Source organism: Devosia lucknowensis, assembly GCF_900177655.1.
Taxonomy (GTDB): Bacteria; Pseudomonadota; Alphaproteobacteria; order Rhizobiales; family Devosiaceae; genus Devosia; species Devosia lucknowensis.
Genome location: NZ_FXWK01000002.1, coordinates 540,437 through 560,523, shown reverse-complemented (window position 1 = coordinate 560,523; position 20,087 = coordinate 540,437). Strand labels below are relative to the sequence as shown.

General features: G+C 64.5%; 25 protein-coding genes. 5 read left to right on the top strand and 20 right to left on the bottom strand.

Annotated elements, in window-relative coordinates; all coding sequences use genetic code 11:
- Position 1 precedes the first annotated feature (1 nt).
- The 7 genes from CCK88_RS15085 to CCK88_RS15055 form a co-directional block, all read right to left on the bottom strand.
- Entirely contained in the window at positions 2-841 is an 840-nt protein-coding gene (locus tag CCK88_RS15085; protein WP_086471405.1) for an alpha/beta fold hydrolase, read from the bottom strand.
- A complete protein-coding gene (locus CCK88_RS15080) occupies positions 838-1,896 on the bottom strand; it encodes an Ldh family oxidoreductase (RefSeq protein ID WP_086471404.1) in 1,059 nt (352 codons plus the stop codon). Before CCK88_RS15080 ends, CCK88_RS15085 begins: the two co-directional genes overlap by 4 nt.
- Positions 1,897-1,910: 14 nt before the next feature.
- A complete protein-coding gene (locus CCK88_RS15075) occupies positions 1,911-2,705 on the bottom strand; it encodes an ABC transporter ATP-binding protein (RefSeq protein ID WP_086471403.1) in 795 nt (264 codons plus the stop codon).
- Positions 2,702-3,583: an ABC transporter ATP-binding protein gene (locus CCK88_RS15070; RefSeq protein ID WP_086471402.1), complete on the bottom strand. Its 882-nt coding sequence runs from the start codon at positions 3,581-3,583 to the stop codon at positions 2,702-2,704. Before CCK88_RS15070 ends, CCK88_RS15075 begins: the two co-directional genes overlap by 4 nt.
- Entirely contained in the window at positions 3,558-4,472 is a 915-nt protein-coding gene (locus tag CCK88_RS15065; RefSeq protein ID WP_086471401.1) for an ABC transporter permease, read from the bottom strand. Before CCK88_RS15065 ends, CCK88_RS15070 begins: the two co-directional genes overlap by 26 nt.
- Positions 4,469-5,497: an ABC transporter permease gene (locus CCK88_RS15060; protein WP_086471993.1), complete on the bottom strand. Its 1,029-nt coding sequence runs from the start codon at positions 5,495-5,497 to the stop codon at positions 4,469-4,471. Before CCK88_RS15060 ends, CCK88_RS15065 begins: the two co-directional genes overlap by 4 nt.
- 171 nt (positions 5,498-5,668) lie before the next feature.
- Complete coding sequence (locus CCK88_RS15055) at positions 5,669-6,817, bottom strand: mandelate racemase family protein (protein ID WP_086471992.1); 1,149 nt, start codon at positions 6,815-6,817, stop codon at positions 5,669-5,671.
- Between the two features lie 155 nt (positions 6,818-6,972).
- Between CCK88_RS15055 and CCK88_RS15050 the strand changes: the two genes are divergently transcribed.
- On the top strand, positions 6,973-7,395 hold the full coding sequence (locus CCK88_RS15050) for a helix-turn-helix domain-containing protein (protein ID WP_425290632.1): 423 nt from the start codon (positions 6,973-6,975) through the stop codon (positions 7,393-7,395).
- On the opposite strand, the gene CCK88_RS15045 is transcribed toward CCK88_RS15050, so the two are convergent.
- The 6 genes from CCK88_RS15045 to irrA form a co-directional block, all read right to left on the bottom strand.
- Positions 7,392-7,742, bottom strand: coding sequence for a hypothetical protein (locus CCK88_RS15045; protein WP_086471399.1), 351 nt, complete (start codon positions 7,740-7,742; stop codon positions 7,392-7,394). The genes CCK88_RS15050 and CCK88_RS15045 overlap by 4 nt on opposite strands.
- Before the next feature lie 9 nt (positions 7,743-7,751).
- Entirely contained in the window at positions 7,752-8,645 is an 894-nt protein-coding gene (locus tag CCK88_RS15040; RefSeq protein WP_086471398.1) for a ribokinase, read from the bottom strand.
- Complete coding sequence (locus tag CCK88_RS15035) at positions 8,642-9,181, bottom strand: DUF1697 domain-containing protein (RefSeq protein WP_086471397.1); 540 nt, start codon at positions 9,179-9,181, stop codon at positions 8,642-8,644. Before CCK88_RS15035 ends, CCK88_RS15040 begins: the two co-directional genes overlap by 4 nt.
- On the bottom strand, positions 9,178-9,774 hold the full coding sequence (locus CCK88_RS15030) for a YdeI/OmpD-associated family protein (protein ID WP_086471396.1): 597 nt from the start codon (positions 9,772-9,774) through the stop codon (positions 9,178-9,180). The genes CCK88_RS15035 and CCK88_RS15030 overlap by 4 nt, the downstream gene beginning before the upstream one ends.
- Positions 9,775-9,777: 3 nt before the next feature.
- The gene (locus tag CCK88_RS15025; RefSeq protein ID WP_086471395.1) at positions 9,778-10,620 is read right to left on the bottom strand and encodes an arylamine N-acetyltransferase family protein; all 843 of its coding nucleotides are present in this window, start codon (positions 10,618-10,620) and stop codon (positions 9,778-9,780) included.
- A gap of 100 nt (positions 10,621-10,720) precedes the next feature.
- Complete coding sequence (gene irrA / locus CCK88_RS15020) at positions 10,721-11,167, bottom strand: iron response transcriptional regulator IrrA (protein WP_086471394.1); 447 nt, start codon at positions 11,165-11,167, stop codon at positions 10,721-10,723.
- A 174-nt stretch (positions 11,168-11,341) separates the two neighbouring features.
- Between irrA and fabA the strand changes: the two genes are divergently transcribed.
- Together fabA and fabB are read left to right on the top strand one after the other, a co-directional pair.
- On the top strand, positions 11,342-11,872 hold the full coding sequence (gene fabA / locus CCK88_RS15015) for a 3-hydroxyacyl-[acyl-carrier-protein] dehydratase FabA (RefSeq protein WP_086471393.1): 531 nt from the start codon (positions 11,342-11,344) through the stop codon (positions 11,870-11,872).
- 89 nt (positions 11,873-11,961) lie between these two features.
- Complete coding sequence (gene fabB / locus CCK88_RS15010; RefSeq protein ID WP_086471392.1) at positions 11,962-13,188, top strand: beta-ketoacyl-ACP synthase I; 1,227 nt, start codon at positions 11,962-11,964, stop codon at positions 13,186-13,188.
- A gap of 10 nt (positions 13,189-13,198) precedes the next feature.
- Here the strand turns inward: fabB and CCK88_RS15005 are convergent, their stop codons facing one another.
- From CCK88_RS15005 to ubiE, 7 genes are all read right to left on the bottom strand, one after another.
- A complete protein-coding gene (locus CCK88_RS15005) occupies positions 13,199-13,405 on the bottom strand; it encodes a hypothetical protein (protein WP_140049010.1) in 207 nt (68 codons plus the stop codon).
- 63 nt (positions 13,406-13,468) lie between these two features.
- Positions 13,469-14,200: a HesA/MoeB/ThiF family protein gene (locus CCK88_RS15000; protein ID WP_086471390.1), complete on the bottom strand. Its 732-nt coding sequence runs from the start codon at positions 14,198-14,200 to the stop codon at positions 13,469-13,471.
- Positions 14,190-14,942, bottom strand: a complete 753-nt coding sequence (locus CCK88_RS14995) for a DUF2259 domain-containing protein (RefSeq protein WP_086471389.1) — start codon at positions 14,940-14,942, stop codon at positions 14,190-14,192. The genes CCK88_RS15000 and CCK88_RS14995 overlap by 11 nt, the downstream gene beginning before the upstream one ends.
- Positions 14,887-15,339, bottom strand: a complete 453-nt coding sequence (gene dut, locus CCK88_RS14990; RefSeq protein WP_086471388.1) for a dUTP diphosphatase — start codon at positions 15,337-15,339, stop codon at positions 14,887-14,889. Before dut ends, CCK88_RS14995 begins: the two co-directional genes overlap by 56 nt.
- A complete protein-coding gene (locus CCK88_RS14985; RefSeq protein ID WP_086471387.1) occupies positions 15,336-15,935 on the bottom strand; it encodes a hypothetical protein in 600 nt (199 codons plus the stop codon). Before CCK88_RS14985 ends, dut begins: the two co-directional genes overlap by 4 nt.
- A gap of 71 nt (positions 15,936-16,006) precedes the next feature.
- Positions 16,007-17,551: a 2-polyprenylphenol 6-hydroxylase gene (ubiB, locus tag CCK88_RS14980; protein WP_086471386.1), complete on the bottom strand. Its 1,545-nt coding sequence runs from the start codon at positions 17,549-17,551 to the stop codon at positions 16,007-16,009.
- 3 nt (positions 17,552-17,554) lie between these two features.
- On the bottom strand, positions 17,555-18,319 hold the full coding sequence (gene ubiE, locus CCK88_RS14975; RefSeq protein ID WP_086471385.1) for a bifunctional demethylmenaquinone methyltransferase/2-methoxy-6-polyprenyl-1,4-benzoquinol methylase UbiE: 765 nt from the start codon (positions 18,317-18,319) through the stop codon (positions 17,555-17,557).
- Positions 18,320-18,435: 116 nt separating this feature from the next.
- Between ubiE and mutM the strand changes: the two genes are divergently transcribed.
- Both mutM and rpsT read left to right on the top strand, forming a co-directional pair.
- Positions 18,436-19,320, top strand: a complete 885-nt coding sequence (gene mutM, locus CCK88_RS14970; RefSeq protein ID WP_086471384.1) for a bifunctional DNA-formamidopyrimidine glycosylase/DNA-(apurinic or apyrimidinic site) lyase — start codon at positions 18,436-18,438, stop codon at positions 19,318-19,320.
- Positions 19,321-19,609: 289 nt separating this feature from the next.
- Positions 19,610-19,876 (top strand): 30S ribosomal protein S20, encoded by a 267-nt coding sequence (gene rpsT, locus CCK88_RS14965; RefSeq protein ID WP_086471383.1) that lies wholly within the window; start codon positions 19,610-19,612, stop codon positions 19,874-19,876.
- Positions 19,877-20,087: the final 211 nt, after the last annotated feature.

Genomic DNA, 20,087 nt, shown 5'->3' with positions numbered 1-20,087 from the left:
TTCAGCGAGGAACGTCTGCTGACGTGCCGGCGTGTTGGGTGAGGAAAGCGCTGAGCGCGTCGAGATATTCAGGCTTGCCGGGGCAATCGCCATGACCGGCGCCGGGCACCTCAACCAGGGTGACGCCCGGATGAAAACCGGCGAGCTGACGCATGGCCTCGAGCTGGCCATCGCCCGTGCCCACCACCGCCAGGATTGGCATTTTCAACGCCTGCATCTGCTGAACGCTGACCTGGTGATCCGGCATCGCGCGCTTGATGGCGGCAAGCGCGCGCGCATCCATGCCCTCGAGCTTCCTGTCCGAAAGCGCACGGAGCTCTTCGTCCGTGGGCCTCGGCTTGCCCGGCGGCCAGAGCCGCAGGATATGCTTGCCGATACTGCCGGTCTCGAGCTCGTCGGCTTCGTCCATCACGGCGAGGGTTTCGGCCTCGGTCCAGTTCCAGCGCCCGGCGGCGCCGCCCAGACACACCGTGGCGGCGCGTTCGGGAAAGAGCGTGAGGCCATGGACGAGGATATGCGCGCCGAGTGAGTAGCCCACGAGATGAGCGCGCTGGATGTCGAGATGGTCGAGCAGTGCTTCGATGTCGCGCGCCATGCGCTCACCGGCATAGGCAGCGCCATCATGTGGCCGGTCGCTCATGCCGTGGCCGCGCAGGTCGAACGCGATCGTCCGCCAGCCGCGCTCGCGGATGCCGGCGATCAGACCCGGCCGGCCCCATTGCCCGCCGATGCTGGCGGTATAGCCGTGGATGAAGAGGACCGGTTCGCCCCTCCCGCCGGCATCCTTGTAATGGATACGCACGCCATCGAGGTCGAGAAAGTGGTCGTCGTCCCAGCTCATGCCCGCAGCCCCGAGAGCGGGAGGCCGTATTTCTCGGCCCAGGGCGCAAGGCCCTCGACGATCGCCGGCGATAACACCATGCCCTCACGCAACTGCGTCTCGCGCAGGGCCAGTCCGCGCTCGCCGGGCAGGCGCACCGGGCGCGCAGGATCGATCGGCGGCACCGCATGGGCGGTGTCCGCAAAGTGGCTGAGCTCGCGCCGCAGCACGTCGGCGCCGGCGAAGAATTCGGGGTCGAGCACCTGGATGAATACATTGGCCTGCCAGCCCCGGGGCTCGATCACGCGGCCATGACCCGAGAGCCCGTGGGTCAGCGCCTCGGCCAGAATACCCAGACCAAAACCCTTGTGGCCATTGTCCATGCCGCCCAGTGGCAGCACGGCGCCGGGCGGATCGGTGAATCGCACCCCTGGATCGGCGCTGGCCTCTCCTTCGGCCGACACCAGCCAATCATGCGGCAGCTGACCGCCTGATGCGAACAGGCGCTTCACCAGGCCATTGGTTGTGGAGGAGGTTGAAATATCGACGAGGATCGGCGCCTCCTCGGTCGGGAGGCCAAAGGCGATCGGATTGGTGGAATGGAGCGGGGCGCGACCACCCGCCGGCGCGACGCAGCGCTCGGTGGGATCGGAGACCGAGAGGATGCCCATCAGTCCCGCATCGGTGACGGCCTTCAGATAGGCGACGAGGCTGGCGGTATGGTGGCTGCGGCGGATGCTGAGCGTGAACGTGCCGAAGGTTCTGGCGCGCTCGACGCCGAGGGCGAAGCCCTGCGTAATCAGCCACGGGCCGGGCAGGAAGCGACCATCCCAAAGCGCGGTCGCCTGCTTGTCGCGCAGCACATCGAAACTGCCCTCGCGCGCCATGCCACCATTTTCAAGCGCCGCGAGATAGGCAGGCAGCAAGGCCAGCCCGTGGGTGGTGTGGCCCATGAGGTCGCCCTCGACCAGCACATCTGCCGTGGTTTCCGCAAACGCGGTGCCGAGGCCGCCGGCTATGAGGGCATTTCGGGCAAAAGCGACAAGCTCCGCCGCCGCAAAGCGGTTCTCGGTCATGCTCAACCTCCCGTTCAGGCCGTGGCCGGCGCCGTCGCGCCCCTGGCGAGACTGGAGGCCATCGAACGGTCATAGCGGCGGCTGGCCTCGAACAGCGTGCGCGTATAATCGGTGCTGGCCTCACCCGAGAGCAGGGTTTCGACGCCCAGAACTTCCTCGATTCCGCCCTGCTGCATGACGGCGACGCGATCGCACAGATGGGCGATCACCGCCAGGTCATGGCTGACCATGATATAGGTGAGGTTCCGCTCCTGGCGCACGTCGGCGAGGAGATTGAGGATTTCCGCCTGCACCGACACGTCGAGCGCCGAGGTCGGCTCATCGAGCAGGAGCACGCTGGGCTCGAGGATCAGCGCCCGGGCAATGGCGACGCGCTGCCGCTGGCCGCCCGAAAGCTGATGCGGATAGCGGAACCGCGCCGTCAGCGGCAGGCCGACCTGGGTCAGCACCTGGCTGATGCGGCGGTCGATATCGCCGATGCCATGGATCTTCAGCGGCGCGGTGAGGGTCGAATTGACCGTCTTCTTGGGGTGCAGCGAGCCATAGGGATCCTGGAACACCATCTGGATCTTGCGATGATGGGCCTTGCTGAGCTTCCCGGCCACCGACTGGCCATCGACGTCGATCGTGCCGGTCCAGTGCCGGTAAAGCCCGGCAATGCAGCGCAGCACGGTGGATTTGCCCGAACCGGATTCGCCCACGAGGCCGAAGACTTCGCCCGGCGCGACATCGAAGCTGACATCGTGCAGGACGTGGTGCTCGTCCGTCGAGGTCTGGAAGATGAGATTAAGGTCGGCAACCGAAATCATGTGCGTTCTCCCCGCAGCGCCGACCAGCTGGGATCGCGTTGCATCACAGGCAGGCGCGGCCGGCGGTTTTCGAGCGAGGGCAGGGCATTGAGCAGGCCCCGGCTATAGGGATGCTGCACATTGTCGAGATCGGCCGCCGCCACGGTTTCCATGATCTGCCCGCCATACATGATGATGACGCGATCGCAGAAGGAGCGGACGAGGCTGAGATCGTGGCTGATGAAGATCAGCCCCATGCCGCGCTCGCGCACGAGGTCGTCGAGAATGGCGAGAACCTGGAGCCGCACAGTCACGTCGAGCGCCGAGGTCGGCTCGTCGGCGATGATGACATCAGGGTCGGAGATCAGCATCATGGCGATCATGATGCGCTGGCCCATGCCGCCCGAGACCTGATGGGCATATTGCCCGAAGACGCGCTCGGGCGAGCGGATCTGCACCGCCGCCAGCATGTCGAGCGTGCGCGCCTTGGCCTCCTGGCGCGACACCTTGTGGTGCACGCGATAGGCTTCGGCGATCTGCTCGCCCACCGGGATCACCGGATTGAGCGAGAATTTGGGATCCTGCAGGATCATCGACACGCGCGAGCCGCGGATCTCCTGCATGGTCCTGTCATTGGCGCCGGCAATGTCGATATCGCCGAACTGCAACCGCCTGGCAGTGATCTCGGCATTGCCGGCCAGAAGCTTGAGCAGCGCGCGGCCGACGGTCGACTTGCCCGAGCCGCTCTCGCCGACGATGGCGAGCTTTTCGCGCCCGAGATTGAACGAGACGCCGCGCACCGCCTCGAAGCTGGTGTAGCGCATCTTGTAGCGCACCCAGAGGTCTTCGACCTGGATCAGCGGCTGTGTCGGATCAATTGCTTTTTGGGTCGAGGACATCGCGCAATCCGTCTCCGAAAAGGTTGAAGGCAAGGCTGACGGCCATGATGGCAAGGCCCGGGAAGGTCACCATCCACCAGCTGTCGAGCATGTAGGCGCGGCCGGTGGAGGTCATTGCGCCCCATTCCGGGGTCGGTGGCTGGGCGCCAAGTCCGAGAAAGCCGAGACCCGCGGCGGTGAGGATGACGCTGGCCATGTTGAGCGTCAGGCGCACGATCACCGAGGGCATGCACATGGGGATCACCGAGCCGATGATGATTTGCCAGGACGAGGCGCCCTGGAGCTTGGCGGCGGCGATATAGTCGGACGACCGGATGGTCAGCGTTTCAGCCCGCGCGAGGCGCGCCATGGCGGGCCAACCGGTCAGGGCGATCGCCAGGACCGCCTGTTCCAGCCCCGGTCCCAGCACGGCCACGAAGGCCAGGGTCAGGATCAGGCTGGGGAAGGCAAGGAAGAGATCGGTGATGCGCATCACCACCGTATCGACGAAGCCGCCGAAATAGCCCGAGATGGCGCCGATGATCAGGCCGATCGGCCCCACCGTAATGGTGACAAGGCCCACGATATAGAGGGTGATGCGCGAGCCGTAGACGATGCGGCTATAGATATCGCGGCCATATTCGTCGGTGCCGAAGAAGTTGGCGCCCGATGGCGGCAGCGCCGCGGCGCGCAGGTTCTGCAGGTTCGGATCATGCGTGGCGATCCAGGGCGCGAAGACCGCCAGCACCACCAGCAGCAGGATGATGGCGACGCCGATGACGGCGAGGCGATTGCCGAGGAAGGTCAGCGTGCCGATGCCGAGACGCTGCAGCATGGCTTCACGCGTGGAGCGGGCCTCGCGAGTGAGAAATGGTTCCCTGGCCGGGAGGGCGGCGGGCTGGAGGCTCATTTCGAGGTCCTCGGATCGAATACGGAATAAAGGAGGTCGGCAATGACGTTGAGGGTGATGAAAATCACACCCACGAGGAGCACGCAGACCATGATGGCGTTCATGTCGCCCAGAAGCAGGTTGCTGGTCAGATACTGGCCGAAGCCGGGCCAGGCGAAGATGGTCTCAATCAGAAGCGCGCCTTCCAGCATCGAGCCATAGGCCAGCGCCACGATGGTCAAAAGCTGCACGCGGATATTGGGAAAGGCATGGCCCCAGACCACCTGCCAGTTAGACAGTCCCTTCACCCGCGCCGAAATGACGTATTCCTGGCTGAGCTGGTCGATCATGAAACTGCGCGTCATGCGACAGAGCGAGGCCATGGACGCGTAGCCGAGCACCGAGGCGGGCAGGATGATGTGGCGCACCGCGCTCCAGAACACGTCCCAATCGCCAGCCAGAAGCGAGTCGATCAGTAGCATGCCGGTGACAGTTGGCACCATGCCCTCGTAGAAAACGGCCACGCGCCCCGAACCGCCGACCATCCTCAGCCAGGCATAGAACACCAGCAGCCCCATCATGCCGAGCCAGAAGATGGGCACGGAATGCCCGAGCAGGGTGACGACGCGGATGATGTGGTCCGTCAGCTTGTCGCGACGCACGGCGGCCAGCACGCCAAGGGGAATGCCGAGGCCAGCGCCGATCAGCAGGGCAAAGGTGCCCAGCTCCACCGTGGCCGGGAAAACGCGCATGATGTCGTCGATGACGCGATGGCCCGTCAGCAGCGCCGTGCCGAAATCGCCGGTGACGATGCGGCCGAGATAGAGCCAGAATTGGACATAGATCGGCTCGTCGAGACCAAGGCGCAGGCGGGTCGCTTCATAGGTCTGGAAGTCGGCATCGGCGCCCACGAGGCGGGACACGACGTCGACCGGCATCACCTGGCCGAGAAAGAAGGTCAGGGTGACGAGCAGCAGCAGAGTGACGGCGATCGAACCGGCCGATTGCAGGAAGCCCACAAGCCTTCTACGGTGGAGCGGGGACATGAACAGACCTTTCCCGGACATTGGCCGATGCTTGGCAACGAGGGTAAGCGCTGGACGAGCGCCGCGACACGGATGGCCGCGTTGTGCACGCCAATCCCTCCCTTAGTTGACAGACAACTTATAAGAGAATGTCACAACACTTCGCAACAGGTATTATAACGCTGTGATCGGTCAGGCGATCCGGTGGGCGTCTATGTAGTCGAAATTGATGTCCTCGCCGAGACCCGGAAGTTGCGAACCGTGTACGTAACCATCTGAATCCATTGGGTCATTGAGGCTATTGAGATAGCCGGGGACGGCGTCATAGTCGAGGAACGGGTGCAATAGCCCGCGTTCGTACCAATCGCAGTTGGGGATGGCGAGGCAGGCGGTCAGATTGGCGGCACCATTGCCATGGATTTCGCAATTGAGCCCGTGAGCCTCCGCAAGATGCGCGGTTTTCATCAGGGGCGATAGGCCGGCCGAATTCAGCACGCCGGCCCGCAGGATATCGCTGGCTTCGGCCTTCACCCATTCGGCGCGGGTCCAGTATTTTCCGGGCGCGGATTCCGGCCCCAGCACCGGCAGGCTGAGATTTTGCGACAGCCAGGCATAGGAGGATGGACTGGACTCGTTCATCGGCTCTTCGATCCAGGTGAAGTCGAGCTTTTCAAGCTCTTTGCCGATGTAGAGCGTATCGGTGCGGCTGTACCAGTGATAGCCGTCGAGCATCAGGGCGATGTCGGGGCCCACGGCGTCGCGCACGGCGGCACAGGCTTCGACGTCGCGCCTGGGGTTAGGCGCCCCGGGAATCGGCGGCATCCACGTGTGCAGCTTGATGGCCTTGTAGCCGCGCTGGACCAGCGTCTTGGCGAAATTGCCGTAGTCGTCCGGAGTGGCCAGGCCGCCTTCGAGCTCGTCACCGCACATGATGCTGCCATAGGCCGGAATCTTGTCGCGATAGGCGCCGAGCAGCTTGTAGACCGGGACACCCAGCGCACGACCGGCCAGGTCCCAGAGGGCCTGGTCCAGCGCGCCGAGGCTGCGATCGGCAAAGTGGCCGCCGCTGCCGCGCTGGCTGCGCTCGAGATCCTGCCAGATACGCTCGCGGGCAAATGCGTCCTCGCCGATCGCGGCATGCTTGAAATACTTGTCCACAATGGCCGGTCGCAGCGCGTCCGGACTTTGAAAGGCATAGCCCTCGTGGCCGGTGTCGGTCTTGACCGTCAGCATGGCCTGGGTGGCATCCTTTTCCGGTCCCGGGTGGGAATGACCGTGGCTGTCCTGATGCTTGCGCGTCTTGTAGGTGAACTTTGTCACGGTGATATCGACGATTTTCACGCTGGTTTCTCCCACCCGCTGCGCCCCATACGGAGCTCATCGGCATTAGATGTCTGCTTTCTTGTAGAACCTATATGATATATTTCCGGGTCAGCACAACGGGGCTGACACGCGGAATGCGCTTTCGTGAAGAAAGGTCGAGCCCCCGGACCGTCATGGCCGATACGGCCAAATTCCTGCTCGTCGATCCGTCCGGGAGAGAGCAGCGGCATTACGCAGCCTTCGCGCCGCGCCTGACCCACGGCGACGCGCCGATCCTCAAGGTGCAGCACTGGTTGCAGGCCCATCGCAGCGAGGAAATCGCCCTGGCTGAACTGGCAGCGCAGGCCGGGCTCGAACAGCGCACCTTCCTGCGCCGCTTCCAGAAGGCGACCGGCCTCAGGCCAACCGAATACGTGCAGGCGCTGCGCATTGCACTGGCGCGCGAAAAGCTTGAATTCAGCCGCGACACTGTCGAGCGGATCGCCTGGACTGTCGGCTACAAGGACCCCTCGGCCTTCCGCAGGGTGTTCCAGAAGGTCACCGGCCTTTCGGCCAGCGCCTATCGCGAGCGGTTCAGCGCCGCAGCCTCGGCCTAGAGATCGGGCTCGGTCACGAAAGGCATGATGTCGACGCTGTCGCCCGGAAAGGTGTTGAAGTGCGGGTGGTCGCGGAACAGGGCGGCGGCGTCCTCCGCGCTGTCGGCCTCAACGATCACATAGCCACAAATGTCATTGCTGGCCGGGGCAATACCGCCAATGCTGACGCGGGTGGTCTTGCCCACCATGCCGCCCTTGTTGACAATGGACGCCGCGTTGCGCTTTTCCCAATCGGCCCATTGCGGCAGGCCGGCATTGTCTACCGCGTCCTGTTCGGCCTTGGGCATGGCGCGGAAGCGGACGACGTTGTCGCCCTTCATCATGTAGACGGCAAGAAAGAGCGGCACGGCGGCCTCCTAGCGGGTGATGGCGTCCACCTCGCCCTTGAGCGGAATGGCAGGCTGCGCTCCGGGCTTGAGGCAGGCAAGGCTGCCCGCCACAGCCGCGCGACGCAGGGCGGTTGCGAGATCATGGCCGGCATCGAGCCCGGCGGCAAGATAGCCGCAGAACGTATCGCCGGCGCCCACCGTATCGACGGGCTTGACCTTGTGGGCCGGCACCGAAATCGGGCCGTCCGGCGTACGGGCGCGGGCGCCCTCCGGACCGAGGGTGACGACGATGGTGCGGCCGGTGCGGTTGACCCAATCCTGCATGGCCGCGTCGAGCTGGTCGATGGGGCGGCCGGTGAGGAGCGAGAACTCGGTCTCGTTGGCAACCACGATATCGGCTAGCGGCGCGAGCTTTGCCGTGTCGGGCAGAAAGGGGGCGGTGTTGAGGATCGAGCGGGCGCCCTTTTCGCGGGCGATCTCCAGCGCCTTTTTCGTTGCCGCCTGTGGCACTTCCTGCTGCACCAGCACCGTATCGGACGGGGTGAGCTGAGCCAGGCCCCGTTCGGCGTCCTCGGCGCTGACCGTGCCGTTGGCGCCGGGAAGGATGGCGATGACATTCTCGCCTGCCGCATCCACGAAGATCATGGCGATGCCGGTCGCGGCCTCGGCCTTGCGCATATGCGAGAGATCGACGCCGCCCGACTTGAGCAGCTCGAGCGCGAGGTCCGCAAACGCGTCTTCGCCGGCGGCCGACACGTGTCGCACCTCCGCACCGGCGCGGCGCGCCGCCAGCGCCTGGTTGGCACCCTTGCCGCCCGGCGCCATCGAAAAGGTACCGCCCGCGACGGTTTCGCCTGGCTTGGGCAGGCGCGAAACGGTGCCGATCTGGTCGAGATTGGTGGAGCCGAAGACGGTGATCATTTCAGGATTTTCTCGATCGTGTTCCAGTTGCGCATGGTGTCGAGATTGCCTTTGCCCAGCTTTGCATAAAGCGGCTTCAGCACCTCCTCCACATGCTCGGTATAGCGGCCATTGGCCTGCCGGTAGCCCGCAAAATAGACTTCGCGCGGGTCGACCCGAAGGATTTCCGTGTCTCCCGGCCGGCTCTCGAGGGAGATATCGCGCGGCAGCGGCTTGTCGAACAGGATGACATGACGGGTGAGATCGGCGTCTGGATCGAGGGTGCCGAAAGGATGCTCGCGCAGCATGGTTTCAAGCTCCTCCTCCGAGCGCAGGACGACACCGACCTCGAACCCGAACTGCGCTGCGATTGCCTTTTCGAGGCGCGCCTTGATGGCGTCGGGCGTACCGTCGGCCGCGAGTCGCACATTGCCGCTGGCAAGGATGGTCTTGACCTCGGCAAAGCCGTCGGCCTCGAGACACGCCTTGAGCTCGGCCATTTTCATCTGCCGCTTCCCCAGGTTTATGCCGCGCAGAAAAGCGCCCCAGACACTCATGACTTTGCCTTTTGCGGGTAGATGGTTTCGCCGCGTTCGAGCATGGCGACGAAGCTCTCGATCTTCTTCTTGCGAGCGGCCTCCGTCTTCAATGAAATGGTCCGGAAGGTCAGGGCAAAACGGTTCTGCGAGGAAAGCCCGTCATAGGCCTGCTGCGCCGCTGGATTGGCGGCGATGGCAGCGAGGAGGTCGGCCGGCGCCTCCTGCGTGGTCTTGTAGGCGGCGTCCCAGCGGCCGTCAGCCTTGGCCGCTTCGACATGGACAAGGCCATGTTCGGTCATCAGGCCCTGTGTGGACAGGCGGGCGACATTGTCCCTGTTGATCTGGCTCCACACCGATCTGGCGCGGCGCGGACAATAGCGCTGGACGAAACTCTCCTCGTCCCAGCTTTTCTTGATGGCATCGATCCAGCCCCAGCAGAGCACGGCATCGATGGCCTCCACCGGCGTGATGGTGGGCTTGCCGCTGCTCTTCTTGAAGATCCGGATCCAGATCTCGTCCGCGCTGTCGTGATTGGCGGCAAGCCAGCGGTAGAAGGCGTCGAAATCGACGAATTCACGCAGCTTGTCGAGCGGGACCTGGACCGGCGGCATCGATCACACCGGCGCCTGGTCCGGCAGATCAGGCGGCAGCGGAAAGAGCCGCGACAGCGCCGGCTCGAGCCGCTCGTCATTGGGCAGGACGAGACCGAATTCGGTGGTCAGGACCGAGCGCAGCGCTTCCATGCTGGTGATCTCGCGCTGCTCCTTTTCGCCGTCCACCGGCTTGATGGTGAAACCGGTATTGAGCAGCTTCAATCGGCGGCCCGGCGGCGACAGCGCGACGCGCAGGTTGGAGACCATGCTGGTGCCCGGCGTATGGGCCATCATCTCGTTGGCGGCTTCGATCGCCCCATCCTCGGCAGGGTCGAGCGTGAAGGCGTGGATCGGCTCCCAGGCGTCGCCGAGACGTGCCTCGAGCGTCCAGTCCGGATCGCCCCCGACGAGGCGGAACGTCTCGTGCGGGGTGGTCTGTTCGACATCGGCACGCAGGCGCAGCGGCGCGGTGAGGGTCAGCCCGCCGTGGCCGACATCGGCAATGTAATTCTGCCCGTTGATGTCGACGAGCAGCAGCAGGTGCGTGAGTTTCTGGTTGTCGGGATTGTTCATGAGCCCACGGGCGAGCAGCGGACGGACCGTGTAGTCGAGGTCCTGCAGCACCCGCATGAACAGGAGGTTGTGCTCGAAGCAGTAACCGCCTCGCCTATCGGACAGCAGCTTCTTTTCAAGGCTCGGCTGATCGAGCGGAACCGGTTCGCCGATCAGTGGCGAAATGTTCTCAAAGGGAATGGCGGCAGGGTGAAGCGCATGCAGCGTTTCCAGCGTCGCCAATGTCGGGGCGATGGAACCGGCGAAACCGATTCTGTCGAAATAGCCTTTGAGGTTGACCTTTTCGGGCATCAGCTACCTTTGCCGCTGTTGAAATCGGCGCACACTATGGTCAAGGCGGTCCACTTTGTCACCGGCTTGACAAGCATGGGAAAGGCACTGCGGTCCGCGCTCAGCGTGGCGCCTTGCGAACGCGGATCACCACGTCGACATGCGCCACTTCCATGCCTTCGGGCGCGGTGGGGAGCGACTTGAAGGTCACCGAATCGGCGGGAATGTCGATCATCCGCTGCTCGTCTTCGACGTAGAAGTGGTGATGGTCAGACGTGTCGGTGTCGAAATAGGACCGCGACGCGTCGATGGCGACTTCGCGCAGGAGCCCGGCTTCGTGGAACTGGTGCAGCGTGTTGTAGATCGTGGCCAGCGACACGTTGACATTGGCGGTGCTTGCCTCGCCATGCAGCTGTTCGGCACTGACATGCCGGTGCGGGCCGCCGAACAGCAGTTCGGCCAGGGCGACGCGCTGCCGTGTGGGGCGCAGACCCGCCATCCGCAGGACGGCAGTCAGGCAAGGCTTGCGGGAAGGCAGCGGCCGGGCGGCAGTGTCTCGGTCGAGCATTGGGCCAGTAAGTCTCGTTCTTCAGGTCCGACGATATGGGCTTCTTATACTGGCGCGAGCGTTTCGGCACAAGCGCGCGGCGCCCGGCCCGCAGCGGGCTCAAACCTATGGCTGTCTTGACCCTATCCCGCCTCGCCTATACGAGACGGGGCTTGAGCAAAGCGGGGACCGTCCATGGCCGATCGGCAACACGCCTTTAACTACGAAGAATTGCTGGCCCATGGCCGCGGCGAACTTCCGGGCCAGGGCGATGCCCGCCTGCCCGCTCCGCCGATGCTGATGTTCGACCGCATCACCCAGATCGACGAAACCGGCGGCGCCCATGGCAAGGGCCTGGTGCGCGCCGAACTCGACGTCAATCCCGATCTCTGGTTCTTCAAGTGCCACTTCATCGGCGACCCGGTCATGCCCGGATGCCTGGGTCTCGATGCCGTCTGGCAGATGACCGGCTTCTTCCTCAGCTGGATCGGCCAGCCCGGCAAGGGCCGCGCCCTTGGCGGCGAAATCAAGTTCACCGGCCAGGTCACCGACGACGTGAAGCTGGTGGAATATGGCATCGACCTCAAGCGCGTCATGCGTTCGCGCCTGACCCTCGGCATTGCCGACGGCTGGGTGAAGGCTGACGGAAAGGTGATCTACGAAGCCAAGGACCTGCGCGTTGGGCTTTTCACCGACGTGCAGCTCAAAGAGCAGCAAACCGCCTGATCGGCCTTATTGCCGGCCAGAACTGAACTATATGAGGACGGCGCCTCCCCAAGGGCGACCTGACCACGAGACCAAAGAGCGAGATTGAAATGAGACGAGTTGTCGTGACCGGCATGGGTATCATTTCCTCCATCGGCAACTCGCTCGACGAGGTGACGACCAGCCTGCGCACGGCCAAGCCCGGCATCATCTTCGCCGAAGATTATGCCGAGCTCGGATTCCGCAGCCAGGTGAAGGGCGACCCACGCCTCGACCCGTTCGAGATTCTGGATCGCCGCGTCACCCGCTTCATGGGCAAGGGCGCGGCCTGGAACTATCTCGCCATGCAGCAGGCGATCGCCGATGCGGGTCTCGAGGAGAAGGACATTTCCAACCCCATGACCGGTATCGTCATGGGCTCGGGCGGCGCCTCGACCCGCACCATCGTGGAAGCGGCCGACATCACCCGCAAGAACACCTCGCCCAAGCGCGTCGGGCCGCTGGCCGTGCCCAAGGCCATGGGGTCGACGGCGTCCGCGACGCTGGCCACGCCCTTCGGCATCAAGGGCATCAACTACACGATCACCGCCGCCTGCGCGACGTCCAAGCATTGCATCGGCAATGCCATGGAACAGATCATGCTGGGCAAGCAGGACATTGTCTTTGCCGGGGGCCACGAAGACCTGGACTGGACGCTTAGCGACCTGTTCGACGCCATGGGCGCCATGAGCTCGGACTACAACCAGACCCCGGAAAAGGCCTCGCGCTGCTACGATGCCAACCGTGACGGCTTCGTCATTTCGGGCGGTGCCGGCGTGCTCGTGCTCGAGGAATACGAACACGCCAAGGCACGCGGCGCCAAGATCTGGGCCGAACTGGTCGGCTATGGCGCCACCTCCGACGGTCTGGACATGGTTGCTCCGTCGGGCGAGGGCGCCGAGCGCTGCATGCGCATGGCGCTGAAGAACATCAAGGCGCCGATCGACTACATCAACCCGCATGCCACCTCGACCCCGGTGGGCGACCTCAAGGAAATCGAGGCGCTACGCGCCGTCTTCGGCAACGAGAACAAGTGCCCGCCGATCTCGGCGACCAAGTCGCTGACCGGCCATTCGCAGGGCGCGACGGGTGTCCATGAATCGATCTATTCGATCCTGATGATGCGCAACCGCTTCATCGCCGAGAGCGCCAATATCGAGACGCTCGACCCGGCCTTCGAGGATATGCCCATTCTGCGCCAGCGCCGCGACGACGTGGACCTGGGCTATGTGCTGTCGAACTCGTTCGGCTTCGGCGGCACCAATGCCGCACTGGTCTTCAAGCATCCCGAGGCTTAGGCGAGAGGAATTAGAGCGCCGGCCCCGGATTCTTGCCCCTGGAAGCGAGACGCTCGCGGCCGGTTTCGGTGACGACAGGTCCGCCTTCCTTCTGCTCCAGCAGCGCCAGCGACAGCAGCTTGGCGAAGTGCTGCGGATCGACATCCTCGGGCTGCCCAGGCTCGGTAAAGAGCGCCAGCGTTTCCAGTTCATCCATGGTCAGGTCGTCATCGGTCATGCAAAGCACCTCGGTATCGCCGTTCTGCCGCAACCGACAAGCCGCCGCAAAAGTTGCCGAGGGTCAGTAGGACAGTTCCGAGAACCGCGCGTCGCGGGCGTCGTAGACGAGTAGCCGGCCGATCAGCGGCGTGCCCACTCCGGTGACAAGCTTGATCGCTTCCATCGCCATCAGCGTGCCGATGACGCCGGTGACAGGTCCCAGAATACCGTTGGCTTCGCAGGAGGGGAGGGCGTCGTCGCTGGCTTCGTCCGGAAATAGCGCGGCGTGGCCTGGCCCACCCAGATGCGGCGCAAAGACCGTCACCTGTCCCGAAAACATCGAGACTGCGCCAGAGACCAGTGGCCTCCCGAGCCTTGCCGCGGCGGCGGCGACGATGCGCCGTGTCACAAGATTGTCGGTGCCGTCCAGAACGACCTGGCACGATGCGACCAGCGCCTCGGCGTTGGCTTCAGTGAGGGCCTCGGCATGAAGGTCAAGTCCGACATGCGGGTTGAGCGCGGAAACGAAGGCGCCGGCACTCTCGGCCTTGCCGGTTCCGACCGCTGGCGTGGTGTGCAGCGTCTGGCGCTGCAGGTTGGACAGCGAGACCCTGTCAGGATCGATGATCGAAAGCTGCCCGATGCCGGCGGCGGCAAGATAGGCAATGGCGGGGCTGCCAAGGCCCCCGGCCCCCACCACCAGAATGCGCGCCGCCTTGAGTTTCTGCTGTGCCCCGCCACCGAAACCCTTGAGCACCAGATGGCGCGCGTAGCGCCGTGTTTCCTCGGGGCCCAGAGGCGGATCAGAGGCCAAGGGGAACCGCCAGGAACCGCCGGTCCGGCCCCTCGAAGCCGCCGGGATAGACCGAGATGATGGCGACGGCGTTGGACAGCGTCACGCCCCCGAAGGGCATGACGACAGAATGGATGCGATAGTCGGTGGGGCAACCGCGCGAGCGCGGCAGGTTGGCGTCGCGGTGCACGAGACGCTGCGTGCCGCTATCGGCAATCGTGAGTTCGTAGCCCTGCGGATCGATGCCGAACCAGTCGCTGCAGGGGCTGGTGGCCGTCGTGTCGTAGGTCTTGAGGCTGAGGCTGTAATCGCCCGATACCGTTCCGGGCAGATAGCCCGGTGCGCCGAAATCGAGGGTCTTCGCATCGGTATTGGGTGCGCCGTCGCCGATCAGGGCCGCGATTTCGACCGGAACATCGATGCGGAATTCCTCGAAATGCCCGGCGGCATTCTGCGCCACCGTCGCACGCACCGACTGCATCGTGGTCTCTTCGCTCTCGGCCTGGAAGCGGATCGGCGTGCCGACGACCCAGCTGTCGGCACTGAGGTCGACGACATAGATGCTCGAATAGGCAAAGCCCGAGCCGTCCTGGATGCCGAATTCCTCGAAGGCGAAATACCGGAAATCCTCGGAATACCCGATATAGTCGATCAAGGCCCGGTCGCCGGCGAAGGCCGGCAGGGCCAAGGCCAAAAAGGCGATGCCGCTAGCGGCCAGTCGAGCCGTGGCCGCCACCGCCGCGTTCGGTCGTGTCCAGTTCATGTACTTCCACCATTTCCACGGCGCTCACGGGCGCCACAACCATTTGCGCCACGCGGTCGCCCCGACGCAGCACGAACGGCATCTTGCCATGATTGATCAACAGGATTTGGACCTCGCCGCGATAGTCGGCGTCGACGGTGCCCGGACTGTTGAGCACAGTCACGCCATACTTGGCGGCAAGCCCGGAGCGGGGCCGGATCTGCGCCTCGTATCCCTCGGGCAAAGCGATGGCGAGGCCTGTCGGCACCATGGCGAAATCACCCGGCGCGATTGTCAGCGGATCGTCCGCGTCGATCGCTGCGGCGAGGTCCAGCCCTGCCGCTCCGGAGGTCTGTTGCCGGGGCAGGGGCAGGCCAAGGCCATGCTCGAGCCATTTGACAGCGATACGGACGGTCACGGCGCGCGCACTACCGCAAAGACTTCGTCGGGCAGGTCGACATCGCCATTGATCAGGTCGAGCAGCGGAATAACCTGCTCGGCACTGCGACGGTCGCCCGCGACCGTCATGTTGCTCTCGACGATCTCGGCGCCGGAAATGATGACGGTCATGGTGCGGCCCTCGAAGAACGCCTCGACCATCTGGCGGGTTTCTTCGTCCATCTGCTCTTCGGCGCCAAGCTCGGCCTTCATCTGCGCGGTCGGTAGCGCGACGCGCACGAGGCCGGGACCAGCCTCGGTAAAGGTTATGCCGCCATCGTCCTGGCCAAGATCGAGATCGGCAAAGGCGCCTTCCTCGACCATCACGCAGGTGGCGCTGCCATCGGCATTTTCGGTGATGTCGCCGTCGGCGCAGAAACTGTCCTCGTCGATGGCCTGCCCTTCGGCATTCATCTTCACCATGGCGTAGATGTCCGCGCTCATGACCTGCGTCATGGTCGCCCTGGCCGTCGTGGGACTGGTGATCGCCACTTCCACATCAATGTCGATGCAGCCTGAAAGCCCTGCCGCCAGCAGCGCCGTGGCCGCGAGCTTGCCCAGAAGTTTGACGCTCATGCTGCTTCTCCGTCGGCGCTTTTGCCTGCTCTCGGGGCACTTTACGGTTGGAACGGCCGGTCGGACAAGCCTCAAGAACCGACGATCACCTGCCAGATGAGGGTCACCAGCAGCACGAGCGCGGCGCCGAGGACCGAGAGGATGGCGCCCCGCATCAGCCTATCGGGCGGACGGTGCATCAGGGCCCGATGTTCGGCCATGGTGAGCTCGGCCTGCGCCAGGAGCGTCGGCACGCGGCCGGCGGCCTCGCTGAGCCGTCCGAGATGACCCATGAGGTCTTCGATCCGGCCGACCGGGCCTTCCTCGCGCCGCAGCCATTCGCCGACCACCGGCTCGGCGACGGTCCAGATGTCGAGATCCGGATCGAGATTGCGCGCCACCCCTTCCACCAGCACCATGGATTTCTGCAGCAGCACCAGCTCGGGACGGGTCCGCATTTCGAACAGGTCGGTGATGGTAAAGAGCTGGCCGAGCACCTTGGCCATGGAAATGTCGGCGGCGGTGCGGCCATGCAGCGGTTCGCCGATCGAGCGGATGGCGAGGGTGAAGTCTTCCACCGACTGCGTTTCGGGCACGTAGCCGATATCGAAGTGGCGCTGCGCGACGAGACGATAGTTGCGGGTGATGAACCCGTAGAGGATGTCGGCGAGAAAGCGTCGCTCGCGCTTGCCGATGCGCCCCATGATGCCGAAATCCACCGCGATCACGTCGCCGCTGCGCGGATCGGCGAAGAGATTGCCCGGATGCATGTCGGCATGGAAATAGCCGTCGCGGATGGCGTGGCGCAGGAAGCTTTGCAGGAGCTTGGAGGCCAGGGCCTTGCGATCGATGCCGGCGGCATCGATGGCCGCATGGTCGCGGATCGGAATGCCGTCCATCCATGTCGTGGTGAGCACATTCTGCGCCACCTGGTCCCAGTGCACGTCGGGAATGCGGAAGCCGGTGTCGTCCTTGATGTTCTCGGACATCTCGGAAATGGCGGCGGCTTCGAGCCGCAGATCGAGCTCGAGCCGCATCGAATGGTCGAGCGTGCGCACGACCTGGGTCGGCTGGAGGCGCCGGCTGGCTGGCGAGAACGCCTCGGCGAGGCGCGCGCCGGCATAAAGGCTGTCAGTATCGGCGTGGAACCGCTCGGCGACGCCGGGGCGCAGGACCTTGACGGCAACGAGCCTCGGCACCTCGCCGGGGGCGCGCAGCGTGGCCTTGTGCACCTGCGCGATCGAAGCGGCTGCAACCGGTTCGCTGATCTCGGTCAGGTGTTGCGCCTTGACGCCGAGCGCGGTGTCGAGAATGCCCGGTACCAGCGTCGGATCGAAAGGCGGCATGCGGTCCTGCAAGCCCGAAAGGTCCGCAGCGGCCTGCGCGCCGACGATGTCGGGGCGGGTGGCCAGGGTCTGGCCGAACTTGACGTAGCTGGGGCCGAGCTTGTGAAGCGCGGCGTTGAGCCGCTCGATGCTGCCGGTGCGGCGCACATCGCGCCGTTCCACGAGGCGTGCCATGGCAATGCCCGCGCGTATCATCGGCGGCAGCGATTCCACGGGCAGCACCGAAAAGGCGCCCTCGCGCGCCAGCACCCAGCCGGCATGGATGAGACGGAACGTCGAGCCGAAGGACATGGGCTAGAGTTTCCAGCCCGAGAACAGGGTCGCGATATTGCCGGTCATGCTTGTGTGCTTGACCCGCTTGAACCCGGCCTTGCCGAGCATGCCGGTGAATTCGGGCGGGGCGGGAAACTTGCGGATCGACTCGATGAAATACTGGTAGGGCTGGGCGTCGCCGGTGACGACCCGGCCCATCGGCGGGATGACCCGGTCCGAATAGAGCTTGTAGAACGCATCGAAGCCCGGCACGTCGACCTGGCTGAATTCGAGCACGAGAATGCGGCCGCCGCGCTTGAGCACGCGACGGGCCTCGTCGAGCGCCTTCTGGACGCGCGGCACGTTGCGGATGCCGAAGGCGATCGTATAGGCATCGAAACTGTTGGGCTCGAACGGCAGCTCTTCGGCATTGGCCTCGACGAATTCCACCTGCCCCGGATAGCGCCAGCCTTTGGCACGCTCGGCCCCAACGCGCAGCATGTCGGCATTGATGTCGGAAACGACCACCGACGCGTGGCCAAGCGAGGCATTGACGATACGCTCGCCGATGTCGCCGGTGCCGCCGGCCATGTCGAGCACCCGGAACGGGCGGGTGCCGGCCTTGGGCGGCGCCAGTTCGGCCACCATGGCATCCTTCCAGAGCCGGTGAACCCCGACGCTCATCAGGTCGTTCATCAGGTCGTAGCGGTCGGCGACGTCATGGAAGACCTGGTTCACCAGTCCCTGCTTTTCCTCGAGGGCGACGATCCGCTCGCCGAAATGGGTGGTCTGGCTGGACTGGGTCATGGCAGGGCCTCGCGGCGATCTGTACTGATCGCGATAGATTGCGTACTGCCCATATATAGAAGCCATAAAGGCTTGCCCATGCCACAAAGTCGCGCAGGGTGAAGGAGAGCTGAGCCATGCCCGAACTGCCCGAGGTCGAAACCGTCCGCCGCGGCCTGGCCCCCTGGCTCGAAGGCGCGACCATCGAAACCGTTGTCCTCAATCGCAAGGATTTGCGCTTTCCATTTCCCGATGGCCTCAAGGCGGCACTGGAGGGCCAGAGGGTCGAGACGGTCGGACGGCGGGCGAAATACCTGCTGATGACCCTGTCTGGTGGCAAAACGCTGCTCAGCCATCTGGGCATGACAGGCTCCTGGCGCTTTGCCGAACACGGCATCGACAAGCCGCCGCGCTACTATGAGCCGGGCACCGAGCCCAAGCACGATCACATGATCTGGACGCTCGATCACCCCCGGCACGGCAAGAGCCACCTGATCTACGCCGATCCGCGCCGCTTCGGCTTCATCGATCTCTATGACGATATCGAGCAGAGCCCCTACCTGAGGGGACTCGGGCCAGAGCCCCTCGGTAACGAATTTTCTTCCGCGCAGATGGCCGCTGCCTTCGCCGGCAAGAAGGCGCCGATCAAGGCGGCCCTGCTCGACCAGCGTGTCGTGGCGGGGCTCGGCAATATCTATGTCGCCGAGGCATTGCACCGGGCCCATATCCTGCCCACGGTCGAGGCGAGAACGCTCGTCACCAAGGCGGGCAAGCCCAAGAAGGCGCTGGACGACCTTGCCTATGGGGTGCGCGAGGTGCTCACCGCCGCCATCGAGGTCGGCGGGTCGACCATCCGCGATTTCCGCAGCACCACCGGCGAGGGCTACTTCCAGCACAACTTCGCCGTCTACGATCGCGAAGGCGATCCGTGCCCGACCCCGCTCTGCAAGGGCGTGGTCAAACGGATCGTGCAATCGGGACGCTCGACGTTCTACTGTCCCGTGTGCCAAAAAGCGCATTAGTGATCGCTGGCCTTGGCGTTCCTTCGTCGTTGCCCGGCTTATCCGGCAATCACCCTTGCGGCGGCATGGACCACAAGGACAAGCCGGGTGGTGACGGCGCGGGAAGATCCGGGCTTGGACGCTGCAACGCAGTGCCCCCTCACGCCGGAATCGTATTGACGCCTCCCCCTCTATCCCCTATAGACCCCCCGACTTGGCGGCAGCTTGCCGCCGCTTTCATTTCATCCCGGCAGGTTGCGGCGCCAGTTTGGTGTGGTTTCTGCCGGTCGGACGATCCAAGAGGACCTAAATGGCCAATACGCCGTCAGCCAAGAAGGCGACCCGCAAGATTGCCGCCCGCACCGCGGTCAACAAGTCGCGTCGTAGCCGCGTGCGCACCTTCATCCGCAAGGTTGAGGAAGCGATCACCTCGGGTGATCATGCTGCTGCCTTCGCCGCTCTCAAGGCCGCCGAGCCCGAGATCCATCGCGCTGCCGGCAAGGGCATCGTCCATGCCAATCTGGCATCGCGCAAGGTCTCCCGCCTCAACAGCCGCGTGAAGGCTCTCGCGGTCTGATCCAGGCCAATCGAGAGACTTGAGGCGTTGCTGCCGAAGTCTGCATTCTGGGCTCCCGAGGGAGCCCTTTTTGTTGTACGGTGCAGCGGGGAAGCTTTTTCGCCATTGTTCTGTCACATGACTATCCGGTGACGGTGTCGCAGCGGGGAGAACGAAGCGCGAAGCTTCCGATTTCTTCAGCTGCGGCAAGACGTTGCAGGTCGCTGTGAAG